The sequence below is a fragment of the Hydrogenophaga sp. SNF1 genome (genome assembly GCF_034421675.1).
GTDB classification, from domain to species: Bacteria; Pseudomonadota; Gammaproteobacteria; order Burkholderiales; family Burkholderiaceae_C; genus Hydrogenophaga; species Hydrogenophaga borbori.
Genome location: NZ_CP139793.1, coordinates 2,261,701 through 2,287,077, shown reverse-complemented (window position 1 = coordinate 2,287,077; position 25,377 = coordinate 2,261,701). Strand labels below are relative to the sequence as shown.

General features: G+C 70.6%; 26 protein-coding genes. 23 read left to right on the top strand and 3 right to left on the bottom strand.

Annotation, left to right across the window (positions count from 1 at the left end; genetic code table 11):
- Positions 1–32: 32 nt before the first annotated feature.
- The 6 genes from SOM08_RS10880 (at position 33) to SOM08_RS10855 (ending at position 4,987) form a co-directional block, all read left to right on the top strand.
- Complete coding sequence (locus tag SOM08_RS10880) at positions 33–821, top strand: crotonase/enoyl-CoA hydratase family protein (protein WP_181936424.1); 789 nt, start codon at positions 33–35, stop codon at positions 819–821.
- Positions 818–2,761, top strand: coding sequence for a feruloyl-CoA synthase (locus tag SOM08_RS10875; RefSeq protein WP_116957950.1), 1,944 nt, complete (start codon positions 818–820; stop codon positions 2,759–2,761). Before SOM08_RS10880 ends, SOM08_RS10875 begins: the two co-directional genes overlap by 4 nt.
- Positions 2,758–3,522 carry an SDR family NAD(P)-dependent oxidoreductase gene (locus SOM08_RS10870; RefSeq protein ID WP_116957949.1) on the top strand — a complete coding sequence of 255 codons (765 nt, stop codon included), beginning with the start codon at positions 2,758–2,760 and terminating at the stop codon, positions 3,520–3,522. Before SOM08_RS10875 ends, SOM08_RS10870 begins: the two co-directional genes overlap by 4 nt.
- Positions 3,519–3,938, top strand: coding sequence for an acyl-CoA thioesterase (locus SOM08_RS10865; RefSeq protein WP_070398706.1), 420 nt, complete (start codon positions 3,519–3,521; stop codon positions 3,936–3,938). Before SOM08_RS10870 ends, SOM08_RS10865 begins: the two co-directional genes overlap by 4 nt.
- Positions 3,939–3,957: 19 nt before the next feature.
- Positions 3,958–4,512: a MarR family winged helix-turn-helix transcriptional regulator gene (locus SOM08_RS10860; RefSeq protein ID WP_116957948.1), complete on the top strand. Its 555-nt coding sequence runs from the start codon at positions 3,958–3,960 to the stop codon at positions 4,510–4,512.
- 160 nt (positions 4,513–4,672) lie between these two features.
- On the top strand, positions 4,673–4,987 hold the full coding sequence (locus tag SOM08_RS10855; RefSeq protein WP_116957947.1) for a winged helix-turn-helix transcriptional regulator: 315 nt from the start codon (positions 4,673–4,675) through the stop codon (positions 4,985–4,987).
- Between the two features lie 10 nt (positions 4,988–4,997).
- Here SOM08_RS10855 and SOM08_RS10850 read toward each other — a convergent pair whose 3' ends face one another.
- The gene (locus SOM08_RS10850; protein WP_116957946.1) at positions 4,998–5,897 is read right to left on the bottom strand and encodes a LysR family transcriptional regulator; all 900 of its coding nucleotides are present in this window, start codon (positions 5,895–5,897) and stop codon (positions 4,998–5,000) included.
- A gap of 102 nt (positions 5,898–5,999) precedes the next feature.
- Between SOM08_RS10850 and SOM08_RS10845 the strand changes: the two genes are divergently transcribed.
- Positions 6,000–7,010, top strand: a complete 1,011-nt coding sequence (locus SOM08_RS10845) for a bile acid:sodium symporter family protein (RefSeq protein WP_116957945.1) — start codon at positions 6,000–6,002, stop codon at positions 7,008–7,010.
- On the opposite strand, the gene SOM08_RS10840 is transcribed toward SOM08_RS10845, so the two are convergent.
- Complete coding sequence (locus tag SOM08_RS10840; RefSeq protein ID WP_181936423.1) at positions 7,000–7,956, bottom strand: alpha/beta hydrolase; 957 nt, start codon at positions 7,954–7,956, stop codon at positions 7,000–7,002. The two genes, SOM08_RS10845 and SOM08_RS10840, sit on opposite strands and share 11 nt — an antisense overlap.
- A 37-nt stretch (positions 7,957–7,993) precedes the next feature.
- Between SOM08_RS10840 and SOM08_RS10835 the strand changes: the two genes are divergently transcribed.
- The 11 genes from SOM08_RS10835 (at position 7,994) to otnI (ending at position 17,911) form a co-directional block, all read left to right on the top strand.
- Positions 7,994–8,782, top strand: a complete 789-nt coding sequence (locus SOM08_RS10835; protein ID WP_116957944.1) for a FadR/GntR family transcriptional regulator — start codon at positions 7,994–7,996, stop codon at positions 8,780–8,782.
- A gap of 88 nt (positions 8,783–8,870) precedes the next feature.
- Complete coding sequence (locus SOM08_RS10830) at positions 8,871–9,305, top strand: VOC family protein (protein WP_322470658.1); 435 nt, start codon at positions 8,871–8,873, stop codon at positions 9,303–9,305.
- On the top strand, positions 9,305–10,405 hold the full coding sequence (locus tag SOM08_RS10825; RefSeq protein WP_116957942.1) for an ABC transporter ATP-binding protein: 1,101 nt from the start codon (positions 9,305–9,307) through the stop codon (positions 10,403–10,405). Before SOM08_RS10830 ends, SOM08_RS10825 begins: the two co-directional genes overlap by 1 nt.
- Positions 10,406–10,439: 34 nt before the next feature.
- Entirely contained in the window at positions 10,440–11,774 is a 1,335-nt protein-coding gene (locus SOM08_RS10820; protein WP_116957941.1) for an extracellular solute-binding protein, read from the top strand.
- A gap of 13 nt (positions 11,775–11,787) precedes the next feature.
- A complete protein-coding gene (locus tag SOM08_RS10815; protein ID WP_322470657.1) occupies positions 11,788–12,678 on the top strand; it encodes a sugar ABC transporter permease in 891 nt (296 codons plus the stop codon).
- On the top strand, positions 12,675–13,508 hold the full coding sequence (locus tag SOM08_RS10810; RefSeq protein WP_070397795.1) for a carbohydrate ABC transporter permease: 834 nt from the start codon (positions 12,675–12,677) through the stop codon (positions 13,506–13,508). The genes SOM08_RS10815 and SOM08_RS10810 overlap by 4 nt, the downstream gene beginning before the upstream one ends.
- Before the next feature lie 24 nt (positions 13,509–13,532).
- The gene (locus SOM08_RS10805) at positions 13,533–14,126 is read left to right on the top strand and encodes a cupin domain-containing protein (RefSeq protein ID WP_116957939.1); all 594 of its coding nucleotides are present in this window, start codon (positions 13,533–13,535) and stop codon (positions 14,124–14,126) included.
- Positions 14,127–14,144: 18 nt separating this feature from the next.
- A complete protein-coding gene (locus SOM08_RS10800) occupies positions 14,145–14,858 on the top strand; it encodes an alpha/beta hydrolase family protein (protein WP_322470656.1) in 714 nt (237 codons plus the stop codon).
- 5 nt (positions 14,859–14,863) lie between these two features.
- Positions 14,864–15,769 carry an L-threonate dehydrogenase gene (gene ltnD, locus SOM08_RS10795; protein ID WP_342768992.1) on the top strand — a complete coding sequence of 302 codons (906 nt, stop codon included), beginning with the start codon at positions 14,864–14,866 and terminating at the stop codon, positions 15,767–15,769.
- Positions 15,766–17,073: a 3-oxo-tetronate kinase gene (otnK, locus tag SOM08_RS10790; RefSeq protein WP_116957937.1), complete on the top strand. Its 1,308-nt coding sequence runs from the start codon at positions 15,766–15,768 to the stop codon at positions 17,071–17,073. The genes ltnD and otnK overlap by 4 nt, the downstream gene beginning before the upstream one ends.
- Before the next feature lie 16 nt (positions 17,074–17,089).
- Positions 17,090–17,911, top strand: a complete 822-nt coding sequence (otnI, locus tag SOM08_RS10785) for a 2-oxo-tetronate isomerase (protein ID WP_322470655.1) — start codon at positions 17,090–17,092, stop codon at positions 17,909–17,911.
- A 16-nt stretch (positions 17,912–17,927) separates the two neighbouring features.
- Here the strand turns inward: otnI and SOM08_RS10780 are convergent, their stop codons facing one another.
- Positions 17,928–18,779, bottom strand: coding sequence for a fumarylacetoacetate hydrolase family protein (locus tag SOM08_RS10780; protein WP_322470654.1), 852 nt, complete (start codon positions 18,777–18,779; stop codon positions 17,928–17,930).
- 162 nt (positions 18,780–18,941) lie between these two features.
- Between SOM08_RS10780 and grpE the strand changes: the two genes are divergently transcribed.
- From grpE to SOM08_RS10755, 5 genes are all read left to right on the top strand, one after another.
- Positions 18,942–19,514, top strand: a complete 573-nt coding sequence (gene grpE / locus SOM08_RS10775; protein ID WP_116957934.1) for a nucleotide exchange factor GrpE — start codon at positions 18,942–18,944, stop codon at positions 19,512–19,514.
- A gap of 98 nt (positions 19,515–19,612) precedes the next feature.
- The gene (dnaK, locus tag SOM08_RS10770; RefSeq protein WP_116957933.1) at positions 19,613–21,550 is read left to right on the top strand and encodes a molecular chaperone DnaK; all 1,938 of its coding nucleotides are present in this window, start codon (positions 19,613–19,615) and stop codon (positions 21,548–21,550) included.
- Positions 21,551–21,630: 80 nt separating this feature from the next.
- Positions 21,631–22,767 carry a molecular chaperone DnaJ gene (gene dnaJ, locus SOM08_RS10765; RefSeq protein ID WP_116957932.1) on the top strand — a complete coding sequence of 379 codons (1,137 nt, stop codon included), beginning with the start codon at positions 21,631–21,633 and terminating at the stop codon, positions 22,765–22,767.
- A gap of 182 nt (positions 22,768–22,949) precedes the next feature.
- Entirely contained in the window at positions 22,950–23,948 is a 999-nt protein-coding gene (locus SOM08_RS10760; protein WP_322470653.1) for a ZIP family metal transporter, read from the top strand.
- Between the two features lie 35 nt (positions 23,949–23,983).
- Positions 23,984–25,348 (top strand): MBL fold metallo-hydrolase, encoded by a 1,365-nt coding sequence (locus SOM08_RS10755; RefSeq protein ID WP_116958022.1) that lies wholly within the window; start codon positions 23,984–23,986, stop codon positions 25,346–25,348.
- The last annotated feature ends 29 nt before the right edge of the window (positions 25,349–25,377 follow it).

Sequence of the window (25,377 nt, the reverse complement as noted above, 5' to 3'; positions counted from 1 at the left end):
ACCTTCACAAGAAGCCGCAGCGGCCCTTTCCCATGCCCATCCAGACCAACGACCTGACGATCGAACTGCGCGGAGACCAGCAGCAGATCGCCCTCATCACCCTCAACCGCCCCAGCAAGCGCAACGCACTCAACGACGGCCTGGTGCTTGCCATCCGCGACGTCTTCCAGGGCATGCCGCACAGCGTGCGCGCCGCCGTCATCCATGGCCATGGCGAACACTTCTGCGCCGGCCTGGACCTGTCCGAGCTGAGCGAGCGCGACGCCGCCGCCGGCCTGCACCACTCGCGCATGTGGCACCACGCCCTGGACCAGGTGGAGCGTGGCCCCGTTCCCGTGGTGGCCGCGCTGCACGGCGCCGTGGTGGGCGGCGGCCTGGAACTGGCCAGCGCCTGCCACCTGCGCGTGGCCGACACCTCCAGCTTCTTCGCGCTGCCCGAAGGCTCGCGTGGCATCTTCGTCGGCGGCGGCGGCTCGGTGCGCATCCCGCGCCTGATCGGCACCGCGCGCATGGCCGACATGATGTTCACCGGCCGCGTGCTCAACGCCGAGGAAGGCGAGCGCGCCGGCCTGGCGCAGTACCTGGTGCCCCAGGGCACGGCCCTGGACAAGGCGCTGGAGCTGGCCACGCGCATCGCCAGCAACGCGCCGCTCACCAACTACGCGCTGATGCAGGCGCTGCCGCGCATCGCCGACCAAACGGCCGACCATGGCTTCTTCACCGAGGCCCTGATCTCCGCCATCGTCCAGGACGCCCCCGAGGCCAAGGCCCGCGTGCGCGAGTTCCTGGAAGGCCGCGGCCCGAAGGTCAAGAAGCAATGAGCGCCACCCGGCCGCCCGAAGGCGCTCGCGCCGCAGCGCGCAGCGCACAGGCTTGCGACGGCGCAGCGCCCCGCTACCGGGCGCTGGACTTCGGCATCACCGAAGCCGAACTGCGCCACACGGCCGACGGCACCGCCTACCTCCAGGCCCGCCAGCCGCTGCACGCCTTTCCCCACCGCCTGACCGACCGCCTGGTGCACTGGGCCAGCGCCGCGCCCGAGCGCACCTTCATGGCGCGCCGCGCGAAGAACGCCGACGGCAGCACAGGCGACTGGGTCCGGCTCAGCTACGCCCAGGCCCTGGACGCCGCGCGCTGCATCGGCCAGGCCCTGCTCGACCGCGGCCTGAGCGCCGAACGCCCCGTGCTCATCGTGAGCGAGAACGACCTGGAGCATGCGCAGATCGCGCTGGGTTGCCTGTACGCGGGCATTCCCTGGGCGCCGGCCTCGCCCGCCTACTCGCTGGTGAGCCAGGACTACGACAAGCTGCGCCACCTGGTGAACACGCTCACGCCCGGCCTGGTGTTCGCCGCCGACGCGCCGCGCTACGAACGCGCCCTGCTCGCCACCCTCGGCGAGGACGTGGAGATCGTCACCGCCAGCGGCAGCGTGCCCGGCCGCGCCACCACCAGCTTCGCGGCGCTGCGCGCCACCGCTCCCACGCCGGCCGTGGACGCGGCCATGCGCGCCACCGGCCCCGACACCATCGCCAAGTTCCTCTTCACCTCGGGCTCCACCAAGCTGCCCAAGGCCGTCATCAACACCCAGCGCATGTGGTGCGCCAACCAGCAGCAGATGGCGCAGAGCATGCCCGTGCTGGCCGACCCGCACACGCCCCCGGTGCTGGTGGACTGGCTGCCCTGGAACCACACCTTCGGCGGCAACCACAACGTGGGCCTCACGCTCATGCACGGCGGCACGCTCTACATCGACGACGGCAAGCCCACGCCCGCGCTGATCGGCGAAACCCTGCGCAACCTGCGCGAGATCGCGCCCACCGTCTACTTCAACGTACCCACCGGCTTCGAGGCCATCGCCAATGCGATGAAGACCGACGAGGTGCTGCGCACGAACCTGCTGAGCCGCGTGCGCCTGTTCTTCTACGCCGGCGCCGCGCTCGCGCAGCCCGTGTGGGACACGCTGCACAGCGTGCAGGAGCAGGCCATCGGCGAGCGTGTGGTGATGGGCACCGGCCTGGGGATGACCGAGTCCGGTCCCTTCGGCCTGTACATCACGCGGCCCGAGGTGCGCTCGGGCGACCTGGGCCTGCCCGCGGCCGGGCTGCAGCTCAAGCTGGTGCCCAGTGGCGACAAGACCGAGGTGCGCTACCGCGGCCCCAACATCACGCCCGGCTACTGGCGCAGCCCCGAGGCCACGGCCGAGGCCTTCGACGAGGAAGGCTTCTTCTGCACCGGCGACGCGGTGGCCTGGATCGATCCCGCGCGGCCGAACCTGGGCCTGCGCTTCGACGGCCGCATCGCCGAGGATTTCAAGCTCGCCACCGGCACCTTCGTCAGCGTGGGCCCGCTGCGCGCGAAGATCATCGCGGCCGGCGCGCCTTTCGTGCAGGACGCGGTCATCACCGGCCTGAACGAGCGCGAAGTGGGCGCCATGCTGTTCCCCACCGGTGCGGTGCGCGGCCTGGCCGGCCTGGGGCCCGAGGCCCCGCTGGCCGAGGTGCTGGCGCACCCCAAGGTGCTCGGGCACTTCCAGCAGGTGCTCAATGACCTGGCGGCCACGGCCACCGGCAGCGCCACGCGCGTGGCGCGCCTGATCCTGCTGGCCGAACCGCCCAGCATCGACAAGGGCGAGGTCACCGACAAGGGCTCCATCAACCAGCGCGCCGTGCTCAAGCACCGCGCCGAACTCGTCGCCGCCCTGCACGCGGGCGCGGCGGCCAACACCCTGCTTCCCACCACCGAACAGAGGAGACACGCATGAAGATCGAAGGACAGGCCGCGCTCGTGACCGGCGGCGGCTCGGGCCTGGGCGAAGCCACCGCGCGCGAGCTCGCCCGCCTGGGCGCCAAGGTCGCCGTGCTCGACGTCAACCTGGAAGGCGCGCAGCGCGTGGCCCAGGACATCGGCGGCATCGCGGTGAAGTGCGATGTGACCGACACCGCCAGCGTGCAGGCGGCGCTGGACACGGCCGCCGCCGCGCACGGCCCGGCGCGTTTGCTCATGAACATCGCCGGCATCGGCACCGCCAAGCGCGTGGTGCAAAAGGACGGCAGCGCCGCGCCGTTGGACGACTTCGCCAAGGTGATCCAGGTCAACCTCATCGGCACCTACAACGCCAGCCGCCTGTTCGCCGCCGCCTGCGCGAAGCTCGATGCGCTGGAGGACGGCGAACGCGGCGTGATGCTGTTCACCGCCAGCGTGGCCGCCTTCGACGGCCAGGTGGGCCAGCAGGCTTACAGCGCCTCCAAGGGCGGGCTGGTCGGCATGACGCTGCCCATGGCGCGCGACCTCGCGCAGCACGGCATCCGCGTGTGTACCATCGCGCCCGGGTTGTTCTCCACGCCGCTGATGCGCCAGCTGCCCGACGCGGTGCAGGCCTCGCTGGCGGCGAGCATCCCCTTCCCGCCGCGCCTGGGCAAGCCCGAGGAGTTCGCCGCCCTGGCCGCGCACATCGTCACCAATACGCACCTGAATGGCGAAGTGATCCGTCTCGACGGCGCGCTTCGCATGGCCCCCCGATGAGCAAAACCCAGATCTATGAAGTGGAAGTCATGTTCGGCGACTGCGACCCCGCCGGCATCGTTTTCTTTCCCAATTTCAGCAAGTGGATGGACGCGTCCTCGCTGAACTTCTTCGTCAAGTGCGGCGTGCAGCCCTGGCGCGAACTGGTCAAGACGCGCGGCATCATCGGCACGCCGCTGCTGGAGATCCACACCAAGTTCATGAAGCCCGCCACCTACGGCGAGCGCCTGCAGGTGCACACCAGCGTCATCGAATGGGGCGCCAAGGTCTTCAAACACCAGCACCGCGTGATGCGTGGCGACACCCTGCTGTGCGAAGGCACCGAAGTGCGCGCCTTCTGCGAGCGCGACCCGGCCGACGCCTCGCGCATCCGCGCCATCCCCGTGCCCGAGGACATCAAGGCCTTGTGCCACTGAGCCCCCGCTCGAGCTCCGCATGAGCGACGTCTCCATCGCCAACGCCATGCGCCGCCCCCGCGGCGCGCGCAAAGGCAGCCCGCCGGGCGATGACGCCGGCGGCGCTGGCGACGGCCTGCCCGACACCCACTTCCTGGAAACCCTGGTGGGCTACAACGCGCGGCGCGCGGCCCTCACCGTCATCGCGGTGTTCCTGCGCCGCATGGCGCCCTATGGCCTGCGGCCGGTGGACTTCTCCGTGCTCACCGTGATCGCGCACAACCCGGGCGTCACCTCGCGCCAGATCTGCGCCGCGCTGGACATCCTGCCGCCCAACCTGGTGGGCATGGTCAAGGCCTTGCACGCGCGCGGCCTGGTCGTGCGCAAGCCCCACCCCAGCGATCGCCGGGCCCAGGGCCTGCACCTCACGCCCGCCGGCCAGAAGCTGCACCGCCAGGCCCAGGCGACGGCCACCGAACTCGAGACGGAAGCCACCGGCGCGCTCACGCCCGACGAGGTGCAGACCCTCATTGGCCTGCTGCGCAAGGTGTACCGCCGCGGCCCCGCGCAGGGCCTGGGCGACGACGCCATCTGAAGCCCCGCGCCGCGCCCATCGGGGCAAACCCGGGTGACGGCGGCGCGACATTGCTGCACCGCACACAGCTAGCAACTTGGTAGCGGGCGGCTTGCTGCCTATAGTGCTCATCCGAGACACGCGCGAAGAGCCCAGTCCAGGCCGCGCCAGGAGACCGCCGATGAGCAAGGACCAGCAAGCCGTGACCCAGCTGTTCGAACTGCTGGAATCGCGTTACGCCATGCGCGTGCTCTGGGCCCTGTCCGACGGCCACCCGCAGACCTTTCGCCTGTTGCAGGACAGCGTGGGCGGCATCACACCCAACACGCTCAATACCCGCATCAAGGAGCTGCGCGCCGCGCGCCTGATCGACCACAACGGCAGCGGCTACCGGCTCACCCCACAAGGCGCCGACCTGGCGCGCCGGCTGGCCGAGATGCGCGGCTTCGCCAGCCGCTGGCAGCAGCGCGCCGCCGCCCGCGCCAACGGTCGGTAGCCGATCGCGCCTAGGCCGCGGCGCGCTCGGCCGCGACGCGCGCCACCAGTTGCCAGGCCAGCTCGGCCACCGGGGCCAGCACGCGCCGCGCCCGTCGCACCAGCAGGATGCGCCGCTCCACGCGCGGCGACAGGGGCCGGGCCTGCAGGCCCGGCAGGCCGCTGGGCGGCAGGGCCAGCGTGGGCACCACCGACACGCCCAGGCCGGCGTCCAGCATGCGGTAGATGGTGGTGACGTGGCCCACCTCCTGCGCCAGTTGCGCCTGCACGCCGTGTGCGCGCAAGGCCTCGTCGATGAGCCGCCGGCTGCCCGAGGCGTGGTCCAGCAGCACCAGCGGCTCGCCGGCCAGGTCGGCCCAGCGCACCGTGCGCCGGCGGACCAGCCGGTGCCCGGACGGACCGACGAAGCAGAAGGGCTCCGACAGGATGGCCTCGGCGTGCAGGTCCTCGTGCGGTCCGGGGTCGATCACGACGCCGAAGTCCACCTCGCCCGACAGCACGCTGGCCAGCGCGTCGTTCTGCATGCGGTCCAGCAGCACCAGGTCCAGGCCGGGGTGCTCGCGCTGGCAGCGCGCGATGCACTCGGGCAGCAGGTGGGCCGACAGCGTGGGGCTGCTGGCCACGCGCACCCGGCCCTGGCGCTGCGTGGCCAGGCCGCGCACGTCCAGCAGCACGGCGTCCAGCTCATCCAGCGCCCGCTCCAGGCGGGCCGCCAGGCTGCGGCCAGCGGCGGTGAGCGCCACCTCGCGCGTGGTGCGGTCGAGCAGCTTGAGCCCCAGCTGGTGCTCCAGCTCGGTGACGCAGCGGCTCACGGCCGGCTGCGTCAGCCCCAGGTGCTCGCCGGCCTTGGTGAAGTTGCCATGCGCGGCCACGGCCTGGAACACCCGCAATTGGCGCAAGCTCACATTCATGATTCCGAATCATATATGGATCACACAAATTCATTTCTCTTTGGCTGACCGCTCGGGTCCAATCACGCGCTTCATCGCCCACCACGCTGCCCGCGCTCTCCCATGGCCCGCTCCCGCCTGCTGCCCGACAACTTCACGCTCTACCTGATCGCCACCGTCATCCTGGCCAGCCTGTTCCCGGCCCAGGGCGTGTTCGCCGACGCGCTGGCCTGGGCCACCAAGGCGGCCGTGAGCCTGCTGTTCTTCCTGCACGGGGCCAAGCTCTCGCGCCCGGCCATCTTTGCCGGCATCGGGCACTGGCGGCTGCAGCTGATGGTGGTGGCCACCACCTTCGCCCTGTTCCCGCTGTTCGGCTGGGCGCTGGCGCCCGTGCTGCGCCCCTTGGTGACGCCGGACCTCTACACCGGGGTCATTTACCTGTGCGCCCTGCCCGCCACCGTGCAATCGGCCATCGCCTTCGTCTCCATGGCGCGCGGCAACGTGCCGGCGGCGGTCTGCGCCGCCTCGGCCTCGACGCTGCTGGGCGTGTTCCTGACGCCCGTGGCCCTGAGCCTGATGCTCACGCAGGACGCCGCCATGGGCGATCCGCTGGAGGCCGTGGGCCGCATCAGCCTGCAGCTGCTGCTGCCCTTCGTCGTCGGCCACCTGATGCGCCCCTGGATCGCCGGCTTCCTGCAGCGCCGCGCCGTGGTCATGAAGGTGGTGGACCAGGGCTCCATCCTGCTGGTGGTCTACGCCGCCTTCAGCCACGCCGTCGTCGACGGCCTGTGGTCGCAGCTGCCGCTGTCGGCGATGGCCGGCCTGCTGGCGGTGTGCGCGCTGCTGCTGGCCGTGGTGCTGGTGCTCACCGCCTGGGGCAGCCGCCGGCTGGGCTTCGCCAAGGAGGACGAGATCGCCATCGTCTTCTGCGGCTCGACCAAGAGCCTGATCACCGGCGTGCCCATGGCCAACGTGCTGTTCTCGGCCAGCGTGGCCGGCGCGATCGTGCTGCCGCTGATGGTGTTCCACCAGATGCAGCTCATGGTCTGCGCCGTGCTGGCGCAGCGCTACGCGCGCCGTGCCGACGCACCGGCGGCCGAGGTGACGGGCGCCGCGCCCGCGCTCAGGCGCTGAGGGCCGGCGCGCCGGCGTACTGGCCGGCCAGCACGCGTGCGAACCAGTCGCGGATCGGCCCGCCCAGTGCGTTGAAGGGGGTGTTGAACTGCGCCACGATGCTCACGTGGTTGTGGTCCATCAGTTGCACGACACGCGGCATGGGCCCCTTGTCCCGGTCCGCCACCACCGCCAGGCGCTGCGCCAGCGCGAGCGCATAGAAGTCCAGCAAGGGGTTTTCGTACTGGGCCAGGGCGATGAAGGTGGGCGGGGCGTCGGCGCGCGCCTGCCCCAGGGGTTCGCGCCCGGCGTACAGGGCCTCATCCTCGCCATAGTAGGCGCGCACGCCGTGCGCGTTGGGGTTGTCGGCGCGGGTGTCGGCCACCACGCGCGGGCTCACCAGCACCAGGCCGGCCACGGGCAGGCCGCCGTCGGGGCGCACCCGCGCGTCCCAGAGCGCACTGGCGCAATGGGCGCAGGCCGCGGAATGCCCCATCAGGAACAGGCGCGAGGGGTCGCCGCCCCAGCGCGCGGCGTGGCGCACCACCCAGCGCAAGGCCTCGCGCACGTCCTCGGCGCCGCCCGGCCAGGGCGACTGGGGCGCCAGCCGGTACTCCACGTTGAACGCCAGGTAGCCATGGCGGGAAAATTCCGCCGGCACGTTGGCGTAGATCCAGGGCGTCTGCTCCTTGTCGCCGCGCACGAAGGCGCCGCCGTGCACGAACACCAGGATGGGCACGCCCGGCCCGCCGCCTGAACACTCGACCTGGGGGGCGTAGACGTCGAGCACCTGCCGCGGGTCCTCGCCATACGGCAGGTCCCGCGCCGTCGGGGCCAGCGCCGAGGCCGCCAGCAGCGGCGCCCAGGCCTCGAACATGGCGTCGCGGCCGGCCGTGATGTCCTGGTGCCAGCGCGGACCCCAGTGCGCCAGGGCGTCGACGAGGAACGTGGGCAAGGCGGGGCTCATGCGATAAAGTCGTAGGATGAATTCAGGAGAGGCCATTATGTCGGGTTCATCGCCCTTTCCCGCCATCGCCCCGGGCGCGCGGCTGTCGGAGCGGGTCGCGGACACCCTGAGCGCGGAGATCCGCTCGGGCCGCCTGCGCCCCGGCGACAAGCTGCCGACCGAGCCCGAGCTGGCCGAGCAGTTCTCGGTCAGCCGCACCGTGGTCCGCGAGGCGGTCTCGCGCCTGAAATCGATCGGACTGGTCGAGTCGCGCCAGGGCAGCGGCGTCTACGTTCTGGAGGCCAGCATCCCCCCCCTGAGCTTCGACGCCAGCTACGCGGTGTCCAAGGAGGCGGTGATCCAGATGGTGGAGGTGCGCCGCGCCCTGGAGGCCGAAGTCGCCGGCCTGGCCGCGCAGCGCCGCACCGCGGCCGACGTGCAGGCCATCCGCGACGCCATCGCCACGCTCGACCAGGCCGTGCAGGCCGGTGGCGACGGCGTGCGCGAGGACGTGGCCTTCCACCGCGCCATCGCCGAGGCGGCCAAGAACCCCTTCCTGCTGAGCACCCTGCAGTACCTCAGCCGCTTCCTGCACGGCGCCACGCGCGTGACGCGGGCCAACGAGGCACGGCGCGGCGACTTCGCGCGCCAGGTGCGCGACGAGCACGAGGCCATCCTGGCCGCCATCGAGGACCAGGACTCGGCCGCCGCCCGCGCCGCCGCCTTCAACCACATGAACAACGCCATCCGCCGCATCGAAGAGGCCGACCCGGCCTTCTGGCGCCAGGAAGGCGCGGTGCTGGCGCGCGCGCTCATGGTGGACCGGGCGCCCGACGCGCCGCGCTGAGCCCGGCCGCTCCCACCTAGGGATTTCCCGATGCCGATGGCTGAAACCAAGTCATATGATGACCATATCACCGGATCAATCAAGCGACATGCGGCTCGAACACATAGACCACTTCACCCTGCGCGTGGCCGCGGCCCGCCTGCCCGAGCTGCTGGACTTCTACACGCGCGTGCTGGGCCTGCGCGAGGGCGATCGCCCGGCCTTCGACTTCCCCGGCCACTGGCTGTACGCGCAGGGCCAGGCCCTGGTGCACCTGGCGGGCAACGAGCCGGTCGGCGAGCCCGCCGCGCCCGCCGCCCTGCCCACGGGCAAGTTCAACCACGTCTCGCTGCGCGCCACCGGCCTGAAGGCCACGCGCGAGCACCTGCAGGCGCAGGGCTTGGACTGGCGCGAGGCGCCCGTGCCCGGCGCCCCGCTGCACCAGATCTTCCTGATCGACCCCGTCGGTCTGACGATCGAACTGACCTTCGATGCCGCCGAGCTGCATGAGGCCGGCCCTTCCACCAAAGCCCTGGCGTACTGATGTCCTATTTGCAACTCCAGAAAGTCGCCAAGCGCTTCGGCGATGTCCAGGTGGTCCAGGCGATGGACCTGAGCGCCGAGGCTGGCGAGTTCATCGTGCTGGTGGGCGCCTCGGGCTGCGGCAAGTCGACCACGCTGCGCATGATCGCCGGCCTGGAATCGCCCAGTTCGGGCCACATCGTGATCGACGGCCGCGACGTGACGGCGGCCACGCCCGCCGACCGCGACATCGCCATGGTGTTCCAGAACTACGCCCTGTACCCGCACATGAACGTGGCGCAGAACATGAGCTTCGCGCTCGAGCTGGCGCGCACGCCCAAGGCGGTGATCGCCGAGCGCGTGCAGGCCGCGGCCCAGGTGCTCAACATCCAGCACCTGCTGGAGCGCAAGCCGCGCGAGCTCTCGGGCGGGCAGCGCCAGCGCGTGGCCATGGGCCGCGCCATCGTGCGCGAGCCCAAGGTCTTCCTGTTCGACGAGCCGCTGTCCAACCTGGACGCCAAGCTGCGCGGCCACATGCGCATCGAGATCGCGCTGCTGCACCGCCGGCTTGGCAAGACCACGGTGTACGTCACGCACGACCAGGTCGAGGCGATGACGCTGGCCGACCGCATCGTGGTGATGGACCAGGGCCGCATCCAGCAGATGGGCAGCCCGGACGAGGTCTTCAACCGTCCGCTCAACCGCTTCGTTGCCGGCTTCATCGGCAGCCCGACCATGAACTTCCTGGACGCCGAGGTCCACGACGGCGGCGGGCCCCTGCGCTTCGTGGGCCGCGACTTCGCCTGCGAGGTGCCCGCCGCCATGGCGCCGCACGCGCGGCGCTTCACCGGCCGCCCGGTGGTGCTGGGCGTTCGCCCGCAGGCCCTGCGCCTGGGCGCCAGCGAACACGGCCTGGGCCTGCGGCTGCAGGTCAAGGTCTGCGAGTACCTGGGCACGGAGAGCGTGCTCAGCGGCTCGCTGCCGGGCGAGGCCGGCGAACTCACCCTCAGCGCGCCGGGCAACCACACCGGCCTCATCAACCAGACCGTCGCGGTGCACGCACCGCTCGACAGCCTCCATGCCTTCGAACCGGGCGAGCACGGCCGCTCGCTCGGCCTCTGATCCGATCCGCCCCACCCACAACAGGAGACACAGCATGAAACGCCGCCAACTGCTTCAAGGCGCCGCCGCGGGCGCCGCCCTGGGCCCCTGGGTGCACACCCTGGCCCAGGACCGCTACGCCAAGTACAAGGGCCAGACCATCGTCGTCAACTACCCGGCCCATCCGCACTACGACCAGGCCGAGAAGCTGTTCGCCGAGTTCACGGCCGAGACCGGCATCAAGGTCGAGCGCGACAAGATGCAGTACCTGCGCATGAAGGACAAGCAGGTGCTGGAGATGGGCAAGCGCGGCAACGGCGACTACGACGTGGTGGTCTACGTGGTGATGTGGAAGACCGAGTACGTCAAGAAGGACCTGCTGCAGCCCCTGGACGGCTACTTCGCCAACAGCGCCCTGGCCGATCCCGCCTGGGACCAGAAGGACATCATCGACCGCTACTGGGAGACGAACGCCCTGGTGGGTGGCCCCAAGATGTACCTGCCCGGCCCCGGCGCGCGGCCCTACGGCATTCCCTTCGGCGCCGAGACCGGTGTGCTGGCCTACCGCACCGACCTGTTCGCCAAGCACAAGCTCGCCGCGCCCAAGACCTACGACGAGCTGCTGGCCGCGTGCCGGCTGATGAAGGACAAGGAAGGCATCGGCGGCCTGACCTCGCGCGGGCAGACCGGCCATCAGGTCACGGCCGCCTGGCTGCTGCACCTCACCCCCAATGGTGGCGAGGTGTTCGACAGCCAGTGGCGCGCGGCCTTCAACAACGCCCAGGGCGTGCGCGCCGCCGAGATCCTGAAGGAAATCGTGGACACCGGCCCCGCCGGCATTCCCAGCTACGGCTTTGGCGAGATGCAGAACGCTTTCCTGCAGGGCCAGGCCGCGATGTACCTCGACTCCGTGTCCATCTTCGGCCCGGCGCAGGACCCGGCCAAGAGCCGCGTCGCGGGCAAGATCGCCTACGCGGTGCACCCCAAGGGCAGCAAGCATTCGGCGCAGAGCGGCGGCTTCGCCATGGCCATCCCGAAGAACGCGCGCAACAAGGACGCCGCCTTCCTCTTCATGCAGTGGATGACCAGCAAGCAAGCCGACCTGAAGATCGCACTGGCGGGCGGCAACATCAACCGCTGGAGCACGCTGGACAACGCCGACGTCGCCAGGAAGTACCCCATCGAGTTGCCGGCGCTGCGCGAGTCGCTCAAGATCGCCAACCCCGACTGGCGCCCGCTGATCCCCGAGTGGGACCACATCAGCCAGCAGATCCTCGGCCAGGCGCTGCCCGACGTGATCACCGGCGGCAAGCCGGCCAAGCAGGCGCTGGACGCGGTGGTGAAGGCCGCCGAGGACGTCGTCCGCCAGGGCGGCTGGCTCAAGGCCTGAGGACCGCGCCCCGATGCCTTCCGCCCGCCTGGCGCGCCTGACGCCGTACGTCTATATCCTGCCGGCCGTGCTGGTCATGCTGGCCGGGCTGGTGTACCCCATCCTGAGCGCCGTGCGGCTCGGCTTCTACGACTGGCCCCTGGGCACCGACTTCGACAGCGCGCGCTTCGTCGGTTTCCAGGCCTTCGCCGAGATGCTGGCGTCCACGCAGGTGTGGACCTCCATGGGCATCACCGTCGCCTTCGTGCTGATCGCCGTGTCGGCCGAACTGGTGCTGGGGATCGCGCTCGCGCTGTTCCTGGAAAAGCCCGTGCGCGGCATGCGCTTCTTCCGCACGGTCTTCGTGCTGCCCATGATGGTCGCGCCGATCTGCGTGGGCCTGATCTGGCGCTACCTGTTCGACGCCAACTTCGGCCCGATCAACCACCTGAGCGCCTGGCTGGGGCTGTCGCCCCAGGCCTGGCTGGCCGACCCGGTCCTGGCCTTCAGCGCCATGGTGATCACCGACATCTGGCAGTGGACGCCGTTCGTGCTCATCATGGTGCTGGCCGGCCTGCAGGGCCTGGACGAAAGCGTCATCGAAGCCGCCCGCATCGACGGCGCCAGCGCCTGGCAGCAGATCGTGCGGGTCAAGCTGCCCATTCTCAAGCCCATCCTGATCGTGACGCTGCTGGCGCGCATGATCGACGGCTTCCGCGGCCTGGAGGTGATCTACGTCATGACCTTCGGCGGCCCGGGCCTGAGCACCGAACTGTTCTCGCTGCACATCTTCAAGGCGGCCTTCATCAGCCAGAAGCTGGGCTACTCCTCGGCACTGTCCATCCTGCTGCTGGTCATCGTCTCGGCGCTGTCGCTCGCGATCCTGCTGATCTCCAACCCCCTCAAAGCCAAGGCCCGCCGATGAGCCATCCCACCTCGGTGCCGCGCGGCTCGCCGCTGCACTACCTGATGCTCGCGCTGCTGGCCACGGCCTGCCTGCTGCCGCTGGTCATCATGACCATGACTTCGCTCAAGACCGAGGCGCAGATCTTCGACACCCAGTGGTCCTGGCTGTTCGCGCCCACGCTGGACAACTACCGCGCGGTGGTGGAGGAAAACCACATCGAGCGCTACATGCTCAACAGCCTGAAGGTCTCGCTGGCGGCCACGCTCATCACCCTGATGCTGGGCACCATGTGCGCCTACGCCATGGCGCGCTTTCGCTTCCTCGGCCGCGAGCCGCTGAGCTACTCGACCCTGATCCTGCGCACGCTGCCACCCGCGGTGTTGGCCGTGCCGGTGTTCGTCATCTGGTCGGCCTGGGGCATCGGCGACACGCTGTCGGGCGTGGTGCTGGTGTACGTGGCGCTGAACCTGCCCTTCACCATCTGGCTGCTCTACGGCTTCATCGACCAGCTGCCGATCGAGCTGGAGGAAGCCGCCGCCATCGACGGCTGCGGCCCCTTCCGGGTGTTCTACAAGATCGTGCTGCCGCTGCTCAAGCCCGGCCTGGCCGCGGCCGCCATCTTCACCTTCCGGCTGGCCTGGAACGAGTTCATCCTGGGCTTCATCCTGACGAACCGCATCACGCGCACCCTGCCCGCCTCCATCTCCAACTACATCACCGACACCGGCGTGGAGTGGGGAAAGATCATGGCCGCCGGCGTGCTGATCGCGCTGCCGCCGCTGATCTTCACCTTCGTCGCCGCCAAACAGATCATCACCGGCCTGACCGCGGGCGCGGTCAAGGGCTGAGCCCGCCACCTTCGAGGACCCACCATGGACAAACAAGCACTGATCGACTCCTGGAACGACTACGTCGCGCCGTCGCAGCCCTGCTCGCCCGACGACATGGCCCGGCGCGTGGCGCGCTGGGGCGCCATCCCCGCCAGCCCGCGCGCCTTCGTTGATACCTACGTCAAGGGCCATGAGCGCACGCTCTACAGCGTGATCGGCTCCGGCGTCACCGACGACCCGAACTTCAAGCCCAGCATCGCCGCGGCCGAGAACTTCCACGTCGACTACATCGTCGCGCCCAAAGGCTGCGGCGCGGCCCTGCACTGGCACGACAGCGAAGAGGTCTTCGTGGTGCAGGCCGGGCGCTGGGAGTTCGACTGGATCGACGGCGCCACCGGCCAGACCCACACCGTCACCCTGGGGCCGCGCGACACGATCAGCGTGCCACCCTTCGTGCACCGCGCCTTCCGCAGCCTGGACGGCGAGGACCCGGCCAGCGGCGGCATGCTGGTGTCCATCCTGGGCGGCAAGACGCCGGGCCGCGTGAAATGGGACGCCGCGCTGGCCGAAAAAGCCAAGGCCGTGGGTGCCGGCTTCGACGCCAACGGCATGGCCGCCCAGGCCAGCCACGGCTGAACACGAATCGCCCCGCCCATGGAACCGAAGAACCACGGACCGCTGGTGCTGGTGCACGGCGCCTGGCATGGCGGCTGGTGCTGGCGCGAGGTGGCCGACAAGCTCGAACGCCAGGGCCGGCGCTGCTACGCTCCCACGCTGAGCGGCCTGGCGCACCGCCGCGCCGGGCTGAGCCGGGAGACCAGCGCCGACACCCATGTGGACGACGTCGCCTCGCTGATCGAGGCGCTCGACCTGCGCGGCGTAACCCTGGTGTTGCACTCCTACGCCGGCCTGCTCGGCCCGGCCCTGCTGCACCGCCTGCGCGAGCGCCTGGTGGAGATCGCCTGGCTGGAAGCGGTGATCCCCTCGCCTGGCCAGCGCATGCTGGAGCTCACCACGCCCGAGGCCGCTGCGCGCTACGTGGCGCAAGCCGCCTCGCGCGGCGAAGGCTGGTGGATGCCCCCGCCCGACGTGGCGCAGTTCCAGCTGCCCTCGGACGAGATGGCGCAGGCCGTGGCCCGCCAGCTCACGCCGCAGCCGCTGCGCAGCTTCGCCGAACCCGTCACCGCGCCGCAGGCCGAGGTGCGCGGCTTCCCGGGCCGCTACCTGCTGGCCAGCGACCGCTCGCCGCAGCCCTACCTGCGCTACGCCGCCATCGCGCGCGAGGCCGGCTGGCCGATCGCCGAGGCGCCCGGCGGCCACCTGATGATGCTGACGAACAGCGACGCCGTCGTCGATTTCCTGAGTTGAGAGTTGTGGAAGAAACCAATATGAGCCGAGTGGGAGTGGTGGGCCTGGGCGCCATGGGCCTGGGCATGGCGACATCGCTGCGCCGGGCGGGCTTCGCGCCGCGGGTGTTCGATCTGCGCACCGACGTGGCGCAGGCCTTCGCTCGCGATGGCGGCCAGGCCTGCGCCAGCCTGGCCGAGCTGGGCGCGGGCAGCGAGGTGGTGGTCAGCGTGGTGGTCAACGCCGCGCAGACCGAGAGCGTGCTGTTCGGCGAAGGCGGCCTGGCCGCGGCCATGGCGCCCGGCAGCGTCTTCGTCATGTGCTCCACGGTGGACCCGGGCGTGTCCATCGGTTTCGAGGAGCGGCTGGCGCGCCTGGGCATCCTCTACATCGACGCGCCGATCTCCGGCGGCGCGGCCAAGGCCGCCAGCGGCGAGATGACCATGATGACCGCCGCCCGGCCCGAGGCCTACGCCAAGGCCGAGGCCGTGCTCGAGGCCATGGCCGGCAAGGTCTACCGCCTGGGCGATCGGGCCGGCGCGGGCAGCAAGGTCAAGGTCATCAACCAGCTGCTGGCCGGGGTGCACATCGCCGCGGCGGCCGAGGCCATGGCACTGGGCCTGCGCGAAGGCGTGGACCCGGCCGCGCTGTACGAAGTCATCACCCACAGCGCGGGCAACAGCTGGATGTTCGAGAACCGCATGGCCCACGTGCTCGCGGGCGACTACACCCCGCTGTCGGCGGTCGACATCTTCGTCAAGGACCTGGGCCTGGTGCTGGACATGGCCCGCGCCAGCAAGTTTCCGCTGCCGCTGTCGTCCACCGCGCACCAGATGTTCATGCAGGCCTCCACCGCGGGCTTTGCCAAAGAAGACGACAGCGCCGTGATCAAGATCTTCCCCGGCATCGAGCTGCCGAGGCCCCTGCCATGAGCCTCCTGCTGGGCGCCATCGCCGACGACTTCACGGGCGCCACCGACCTGGCGAACAACCTGGTGCGCGCCGGCATGCGGGTGGTGCAGACCATCGGCGTGCCGCGCGAGCCCGTCGAGGCGGGCATCGACGCGGTGGTGGTCGCGCTCAAGTCGCGCACCGTCCCGGCGGCCGAGGCCGTCGAGCAATCGCTGGCCGCCTGGCGCTGGCTGCGCGAGCAGGGCGCGCGCCAGATCTACTTCAAGTACTGCTCGACCTTCGACAGCACGCCCGCCGGCAACATCGGCCCGGTGACCGAGGCGCTCATGGACGCCATGGGCATCGACTTCACCATCGCCACGCCGGCCTTCCCGGACAACGGCCGCACCGTCTTCAAGGGCCACCTGTTCGTGGGCGACGTGCCGCTCAACGAAAGCGGTATGAAGGACCACCCGCTCACGCCCATGACCGACGCCAACCTGGTGCGCGTGCTGCAGGCCCAGTGCCGCCGCCGCGTGGGGCTGATCGACTACCGCGTGGTGGCCGCGGGCGCCGCGGCCGTGCGCGAACGCATCCAGGCGCTGCGGCAGCAGGGCGTGGGCATCGCCGTGGTCGACGCGCTGTCCAATGACGACCTGCTGCGCCTGGGCCCGGCCCTGGCCGACCTGCCGCTGCTCACGGCCGGCTCCGGCGTGGCCATCGCGCTGCCGGCCAACGCCGGCCTGGTGCCCTCGGCGCGGGCCAGCGCGCTGCCACCGGTGGCGGGCGCGCAGGCCATCGTCTCGGGCAGTTGCTCGCAGGCCACCAACCAGCAGGTGGCGCACTTCATCGCCAGCGGCCGACCGGCGTTCCAGCTCGACCCGCTGCGCATTGCCGCCGGCGAGGACGTGGTCGGCGAGGCCCTGGCCTGGGCGGCGCCGCACCTGGGCAGCGGGCCCGTGCTGCTGTACTCCACCGCGCCGCCGCAGGCGGTCAGCGCCGCGCAGACGCAATTGGGCGGCGCGCAGGCGGGTGAACTGGTGGAGCGCTGCATCGCCGCCATCGCCAGCGGCCTGGTGCGGGCCGGCGTGCGCCGGCTCATCGTGGCCGGCGGCGAGACCTCGGGCGCCTGTGTGCAGGCGCTGGGCATCGCCCGGCTGCAGATCGGCCCGCAGATCGACCCCGGCGTGCCCTGGTGCCACGCCACGGCCGCCGCCGCCGCTGGCGCGCCGCTCTGGCTGGCGCTCAAATCGGGCAATTTCGGCGGCGAAGACTTCTTCACCCGGGCCTTCTCGCTGACCACCCCGCCCCCAGACGGCGCGCACCGACCCGCGGCCGCGCACTGACCACCGGACCCCTGCCATGCCCCGTTTTGCCGCCAACCTGTCGATGCTCTATCCCGAGCTCGACTTCCTGGACCGTTTCGAGGCCGCCGCGCGCGACGGCTTCGAGGCCGTCGAATTCCTCTTTCCCTACGCCTACCCGGCGCACGAGCTCGCCGCCCGCCTCCAGGCCAACGGCCTGCGCCAGGTGCTGTTCAACCTGCCGCCCGGCCAATGGGACGCCGGCGAGCGCGGCCTGGCCGCCCTGCCCGGCCGCGAGGCCGAGTTCCGCGAGGCGGTTCAGCTGGCCCTGCGCTACGCCGACGCCCTGGACTGCCCCCGCCTGCACGCCATGGCCGGCCTGGTGGCCCCGGGCCTGCGGCGCGAGGACATGCAGGCCACCTACCTGGACAACCTGCGTTGGGCCGCCGAACAGGCCGCCCGCGCCGGGCGCGACATCCTCATCGAGCCGATCAACCCGCGCGACATTCCCGGCTTCTTCCTCAACCGGCAGGACCACGCGCACCAGGTCCTCGACGCGGTCGGCGCGCCCAACCTGAAAGTGCAGATGGACCTGTACCACTGCCAGATCGTCGAGGGCGACGTCGCCACCAAGCTGCGGCGGTACCTGCCCACGGGGCGCGTCGGCCACCTGCAGATCGCCGGCGTGCCGCAGCGCCACGAGCCCGACCTGGGCGAGCTGAACCACCCCTACCTGTTCGGCGTGATCGACGAGCTCATGGCCACCGGCCAGTGGGACGGCTGGATCGGCTGCGAGTACCGCCCCAGCCGCGGCGCGGTGCCCGGGGGCACCTCGGCCGGGCTGGGCTGGCTGCGGGCCGCCCAGGCCGCAGCCGCCTGACGCCGCTCCCCGCGCCTCAGCCCGCCGGGCTGTCCACCACCAGCTGGCGCTGCTCGCCCAGGCCGCGCCCGCCCAGGGTCATCACGTCGCCCGCCTTCAGGTACAGCGGCGGCTGGTGGCCCATGCCCACGCCAGGCGGCGTGCCGGTGGCGATCACGTCGCCCGGCTGCAGGGCCATGAAGCGGCTGAGGTAGCTCACCAGCGTGGCGACGCCGAACACCATGGTGCGCGTGCTGCCGTTCTGGCGGCGCTGGCCGTTCACCTCCAGCCACAGCGCGACGTCTTGCGGATCGCCCAGCTCGTCGGGCGTCACCAGCCAGGGGCCCAGGGGGCAGTGCGTGGGGTAGCTCTTGCCTTTGACCCACTGGCCTTCATATTCGATCTGGTGGGCGCGCTCGGACACGTCGTTGAGCAGGCAGTAGCCGGCCACGTACGACAGGGCCTGGTCCTCGCCCACGTGGAAGGCGCGCTGGCCGATCACCACGCCCAGCTCCACCTCCCAGTCGAGCTTTTGCGAGCCCGGCGGCAGCCAGACCTCGTCGTTCGGTCCGTTGATGGCGCTGACGTGCTTGTTGAACACGATGGGTTGGCCCGGCACCTTCAGGCCGGCCTCGGCGGCGTGGTCGGCGTAGTTCAGGCCGATGCCGATGACGTTGCCCACCTCGCCCACGCAGGGGCCCAGGCGGGTGCCGCTGGGCACGGGCGGCAGCGTCAGGGGGTCGAGCGCGGCCAGGCGCGCCATAGAATCCGGGCCCAGCGTGGCCGGCGCGATGTCGGCCAGCACCCCCGAGAGGTCACGCGGCGTGCCGCTGGCGTCGATCAGACCGGGTTGTTCGGCGCCGGGCAGGCCGTGGCGAATCAGTTTCATGCTGGGCTTCGGTGGTGGTGAAAACCGCCGATTCTGCCGCCTGGGGCCATCCGGTCCCGGCCGGCCCTTGAAATCCGCCGCGGCGGCCCCAGCTGCCCGACTTGTCGGGCAAGCCGACTTCCGCCTCCGCCTCCGTTTCACCTTATCCACAGACTCGCCACGATGAGCCAGACGCCCCCCAACGCCCCGCCGCCCCAGGACAACACCGCGCCCCCGGCGCCCGTGAGCCCCGAAGAGGCCGAAGCCGCCCGGGCGGCCGGCGAGGCCGAGGCCCAGGCCTCCCTGCAGGCCGAACTGGCCACCCTGAAAGCCCAGAACACCGACCTGGCCGACCAGTTCCTGCGGGCCAAGGCCGAGGCCGAAAACGCCCGCCGCCGCGCCGAGGAGGAAATGTCCAAGGCCCGCAAGTTCGCGGTGGAAAGCTTCGCCGAGAGCCTGCTGGCCGTGGCCGACAGCCTGGAGGCCGGCCTGGCCGTGCAGGAGGCCACGCGCGAACAGCTGCGCGAGGGCACCGAGGCCACGCTCAAGCAGCTGCTGAGCGCGCTGGAGCGCCACAAGGTCGTGCAGATCGCACCGCCCGCCGGCACCAAATTCGACCCCCACCAGCACCAGGCCATCAGCATGGTGCCGGCCGAGCAGGAACCCAACACCGTGGTGACCGTGCTCCAGAAGGGCTACCTCATCGCCGAGCGCGTGTTGCGCCCGGCCCTGGTCACGGTGTCCGCCCCCAAGTAAGGGCCGCCAAGGGACTTGCGCACACGCCCTCCCCTTGAATTCCCCAGGCTTATCCACACTTCTTCAACAGTTTTAACCACATCCTCGGAGTCACTCACATGGGACGCATCATCGGCATCGACCTCGGCACCACGAACTCGTGCGTGTCCGTCATGGAAGGCAACAACACCAAGGTGATCGAGAACAGCGAGGGTGCGCGCACCACGCCGTCGATCGTGGCCTACCAGGAAGACGGCGAGGTGCTGGTCGGCGCCTCGGCCAAGCGCCAGGCCGTCACCAACCCCAAGAACACGCTGTACGCGATCAAGCGATTGATCGGCCGCAAGTTCAGTGAGAAGGAAGTCCAGAAGGACATCGACCTCATGCCCTACTCCATCGTGGCCGCCGACAACGGCGACGCCTGGGTGGAGGTGCGCGGCAAGAAGATCTCGGCCCAGCAGGTCTCGGCCGACATCCTGCGCAAGATGAAGAAAACCGCCGAGGACTACCTGGGCGAGCCCGTGACCGAGGCCGTCATCACCGTGCCCGCGTACTTCAACGACGCGCAGCGCCAGGCCACCAAGGACGCCGGCCGCATCGCCGGCCTCGACGTCAAGCGCATCATCAACGAGCCCACCGCCGCGGCCCTGGCCTTCGGCCTGGACAAGCAGGACAAGGGCGACCGCAAGATCGCCGTGTACGACCTCGGCGGCGGCACCTTCGACGTGTCCATCATCGAGATCGCCGATGTCGACGGCGAGAAGCAGTTCGAGGTGCTGTCCACCAACGGCGACACCTTCCTGGGCGGCGAAGACTTCGACCAGCGCATCATCGACTACATCATTTCCGAGTTCAAAAAGGACCAGGGCGTCGACCTGAGCAAGGACGTGCTGGCCCTGCAGCGCCTGAAGGAAGCGGCCGAGAAGGCCAAGATCGAGCTGTCGTCCTCGGCCGCCACCGACATCAACCTGCCCTACATCACGGCCGATGCCTCGGGTCCCAAGCACCTGAACATCAAGCTCACGCGCGCCAAGCTCGAGGCCCTGGTGGAAGAGCTGATCGAGCGCACCATCGCGCCCTGCCGCACCGCCATCAAGGACGCCGGCGTGAGCGTGGGCGACATCCACGACGTGATCCTGGTCGGCGGCATGACCCGCATGCCCAAGGTGCAGGAGAAGGTCAAGGAGTTCTTCGGCAAGGAGCCGCGCAAGGACGTCAACCCCGACGAGGCCGTGGCCGTCGGCGCCGCCATCCAGGGCCAGGTGCTCTCGGGCGACCGCAAGGACGTGCTGCTGCTGGACGTGACCCCGCTGTCGCTCGGCATCGAGACCATGGGCGGCGTCATGACCAAGATGATCGCCAAGAACACCACCATCCCGACCAAGTTCTCGCAGGTGTTCTCCACCGCCGACGACAACCAGCCGGCCGTGACCATCAAGGTGTTCCAGGGCGAGCGCGAGATCGCCGCGGGCAACAAGCTGCTGGGCGAGTTCAACCTGGAAGGCATTCCCGCCGCGCCGCGCGGCCTGCCGCAGATCGAGGTGACCTTCGACATCGACGCCAACGGCATCCTGCACGTGGGCGCCAAGGACAAGGGCACCGGCAAGGAAAACAAGATCACCATCAAGGCGAACTCGGGTCTGTCCGAGGCCGAGATCCAGCAGATGGTGAAGGACGCCGAACTCAACGCGGCCGAGGACAAGAAGAAGGTCGAGCTCGTGCAGGCGCGCAACCAGGCCGAGGCCATGGTGCACAGCGTGAAGAAGAGCCTGGGCGAGCACGGCGACAAGCTGGAGGCGGGCGAGAAATCGGCCATCGAGGACGCGATCAAGTCCCTGGAAGAAGCCGCCAAGGGCGAGGACAAGGACGCGATCGAGGCCAAGACCACCGAGCTCATGACCGCCAGCCAGAAGCTGGGCGAGAAGGTCTACGCCGCGCAGCAGGCCGATCAGGCCGGTGCCGAGGCGGGGGCCGCCGACGCCCAGCCGCAGCAAGCGTCCAAGGCGGCCGACGACGACGTCGTCGACGCCGAGGTGAAGGAAGTCAAGAAGGGCTGATCGCGCCGCGACGTCCGCCACACCGCCGCGTCCGGGCAACCTGACGCGGCGTTCGTGTTCAAACACCAGCCTGAGAAACCATGGCCAAACGCGACTTTTACGAAGTGCTCGGCGTGCCGAAGAACGCCTCCGACGAGGAGATCAAGAAGGCGTACCGCAAGCTCGCGATGAAGTACCACCCCGACCGCAACCAGGGCGATGCGGCCAAGGGTGCCGAAGAGAAATTCAAGGAGGCCAAGGAGGCCTACGAGATGCTCTCCGACGCGCAGAAGAAGGCCGCCTACGACCAGTACGGCCACGCCGGCGTGGACCCGAACATGCGCGGCGGCCCGGGCGGCGCCGAAGGCTTCGGCGGCTTCGGCGACGCCTTCGGCGACATCTTTGGCGACATCTTCGGCGGCGCGCGCCGCGGCGCGGGCGGCGGGCGGCAGGTGTACCGCGGCGCGGACCTCTCCTACGCCATGGAGATCACGCTGGAGGAAGCCGCCAGCGGCAAGGAAACGCAGATCCGCATCCCCAGCTGGGACGACTGCGACACCTGCCACGGCAGCGGCGCCAAGCCCGGCACCAGCGCCAAGACCTGCGGCACCTGCCACGGTCAGGGCGTGGTCCAGATGCGCCAGGGCTTCTTCAGCGTGCAGCAGACCTGCCCCACCTGCCAGGGCCGCGGCAAGGTCATCCCCGAGCCCTGCACCACCTGCCACGGCCAGGGCAAGATCAAGCGCCAGAAGACGCTGGAGATCAAGATCCCGGCCGGCATCGACGACGGCCAGCGCATCCGCTCCACCGGCAACGGCGAGCCCGGCCAGAACGGCGGCCCGGCGGGCGACCTCTACATCGAGATCCGCCTGCGCAAGCACGACATCTTCGAGCGCGACGGCGACGACCTGCACTGCCAGGTGCCGGTGAGCATGACCACAGCCGCCCTGGGCGGCGAGATCGACGTGCCCACGCTGCAGGGCAAGGCCACCATCGACCTGCCCGAAGGCACGCAGAGCGGCAAGACCTTCCGCCTGCGCGGCAAGGGCATCAAGGGCGTGCGCTCCAGCTACCCGGGCGACCTGTACTGCCACGTCGCGGTGGAAACGCCGGTGAAGCTCACCGAGCACCAGCGCAAGCTGCTCAAGGAGCTGGACGAGTCGTTCAAGAAAGGCGGCCACAAGCACAGCCCGAACGACAAGGGCTGGTTCGAGAAGGCGAAGGACTTCTTCAGCTGAGCCTGCCCCTCCCCCCAAAAAAGCGACGCCACGGCGTCGCTTTTTTTTTGGGCCTTCGCGGTCCCTCGGTGCCGGGCGCGTCCGCCGCCACCGGTGTGCCTATCGCCACCATCAGCGGTATCGATTGGCCTTTTTTAATAGCTTTCCCCAAACTACGGAGCAACATCGATAGCAGCCAAACCATGTCCACCCTCCTTCGCCAGATCCCACCCGCCTGGGCCCAGCTTCAGCGGCTGGAGTGGCCCGTCCCCGCCCACGCCCTGCGCAAGGCCTTGCTGGCGCTGGCCGCGGGCGTGCTGGCCATGGCGGGCATCGCCGCCGGTTCCACCTTCTGGGCACCCACCCGCGCCTGGTGGCTGGCCGTGGAAGGGGGCAGCGCCCTCGTCGCGGGCGTGCAGGCCTCGCTGCTGGCGGCCATCGCCACCGCCGTGGGCGCCTTGCCGGTGTTCCTGGTGCAGCGCGTGAGCAAGCGGCAGGAGTCGGCCTTCATGGCGTTCTCGGCCGGGGTGATGCTGGCGGCCGCCGTGTTCGCGCTGCTGCTGCCCTCGCTGGAAGCCAGCCGCGACCTGGTGGGCGACGGCGGCGCCAGCGCCCTGCTCTCGGGCGCCGGACTGGCGCTGGGCATGGGGCTGATGTTGGCCATCGACCGCGCCCTGCCGCACGAACACGCCGTGTTGCCGCCGGCCGCGCCCACCCACGCCAGCGCATGGCCGCCGCGCGGGCCGTCCGCGCAGCGCGCCTGGCTGATGGTGCTGGCGCTGATGATCCACAACCTGCCCGAAGGTCTGGCCGTGGGCGCGGCCTACGCCGGCCCGTCGGGCGAGGACGCGGTGCACGACGGCGCCGCTGTCGCCCTGGCCATCGGGCTGCAGAACATGCCCGAGGGCCTGATCGTGGCCATGGCCCTGCGCACCCTGGGCCTGGGCGCCGGCCGGGCCTGGGGCGTGGCCGCCCTCACCGGCCTGGCCGAGCCCCTGGGCGCCCTGCTGGGCGTGCTGGTGCTGGGCAGCGCCCCGGTGTTCTACCCGCTGGGCCTGGCCCTGGCCGCCGGCGCCATGGTCTTCGTGGTGAGCCACGAGATCATTCCGCAGACGCACCGCGATGGCTTCGAAGGCGCGGCCAGCGCCACGCTGCTGGCGGGCTTCGTCTTCATGATCTGGCTGGACAGCGCCCTGGCCTGATCGGGCCGCACCCGCGCACGGCTAAGATGGCCCGCATGGGCGTCAGCATCCGTTTCCTCGGCGGCACCGGTACCGTCACCGGCTCCAAGTACCTCATCGAACACGGTGGCCAGCGGCTGCTGGTGGACTGCGGCCTGTTCCAGGGCTACAAGCAGCTGCGCCTGCGCAACCGCGAGCCACTGCCCGTGGCGCCCGACCAGATCGGCGCGGTGCTGTTCACGCACGCGCACATCGACCACAGCGGCTACTTCCCCTTGCTGGCGCGCGAGGGCTTCACGGGCCGCGCCTGGTGCACCCCTGCCACGCGCGACCTGCTGCACGTGATGCTGCCCGACAGCGGCCACCTGCAGGAGGAAGAGGCCGAGTACGCCAACCGCAAGGGCTTCGGCAAGCACCAGCCCGCCCTGCCCCTCTACACCGTGGAAGACGCGCGCCGTTGCCTCAAGCGCCTGCACACGGCGCGCCTGCACGAGCGCTTCGAGCCCCTGCCCGGCTGGAGCGCGAGCTTCAGCGGCGCCGGCCACATCCTCGGCGCGGCCAGCGTGCTGCTCGAAGTGGGGGGCCGGCGCCTGCTGTTCTCGGGCGACCTGGGCCGCCCGGACGACGCGCTCATGCTGCCGCCCGAGCCACCGCCCGCGGCCGACGTGGTGCTGTGCGAGTCCACCTACGGCAACCGCCTGCACCCCAAGGAAGACCTGCTCGCCGAACTGGGCGCCGCCCTGTCTCGCGCCGCCGCGCGCGGCGGCACGGTGGTGGTGCCGGTGTTCGCGGTGGGCCGCGCGCAGGCCGTGCTGCTGGCCATCGCGCGGCTCAAGGCGCGGGGCGAGCTGCCGCGCGCCCTGCCCGTGTACCTGGACAGCCCCATGGCCGTGGCGACCACCGAGCTGTACGAACGCCACCTGGGGCAACACCGCCTCGACGCCGCCCAGTGCCGCGAAATGGAGCGCACCGCGCAGATGGTCACCAGCGTGGACGAGTCCAAGGCCATCGCGCAGCGGCATGGGCCCAAGGTCATCCTGTCGGCCAGTGGCATGGCCACGGGCGGGCGCGTGCTGCACCACCTCACCCACCACCTCGGCGACCACCGGGCCATGGTCGTGCTGGCCGGCTACCAGGCGCCGGGCACGCGCGGCGCGCAACTGGCCGCCGGCCAGGCCAGCCTGCGCATCTTCGGCCAGCAGTGGCCCGTTCGCGCCGAGGTGGTTCAACTCACCGCCGGCTCGGCGCACGCCGACGCCGAGCAGCTCATGGCCTGGCTGCGCGGCCTGCCCAAGGCGCCGCGGCGCACCTTCGTGACCCACGGCGACATGGACGCCGCCGACGCGCTGCGCCTGCGCATCGAAAACGAACTGGGCTGGCCCGCGCTGGTGCCGGAGCACGGCAGCACCTGGCTCGCCTGAACCGGCCCGCCCCGCGGCGGTCCGGCCTG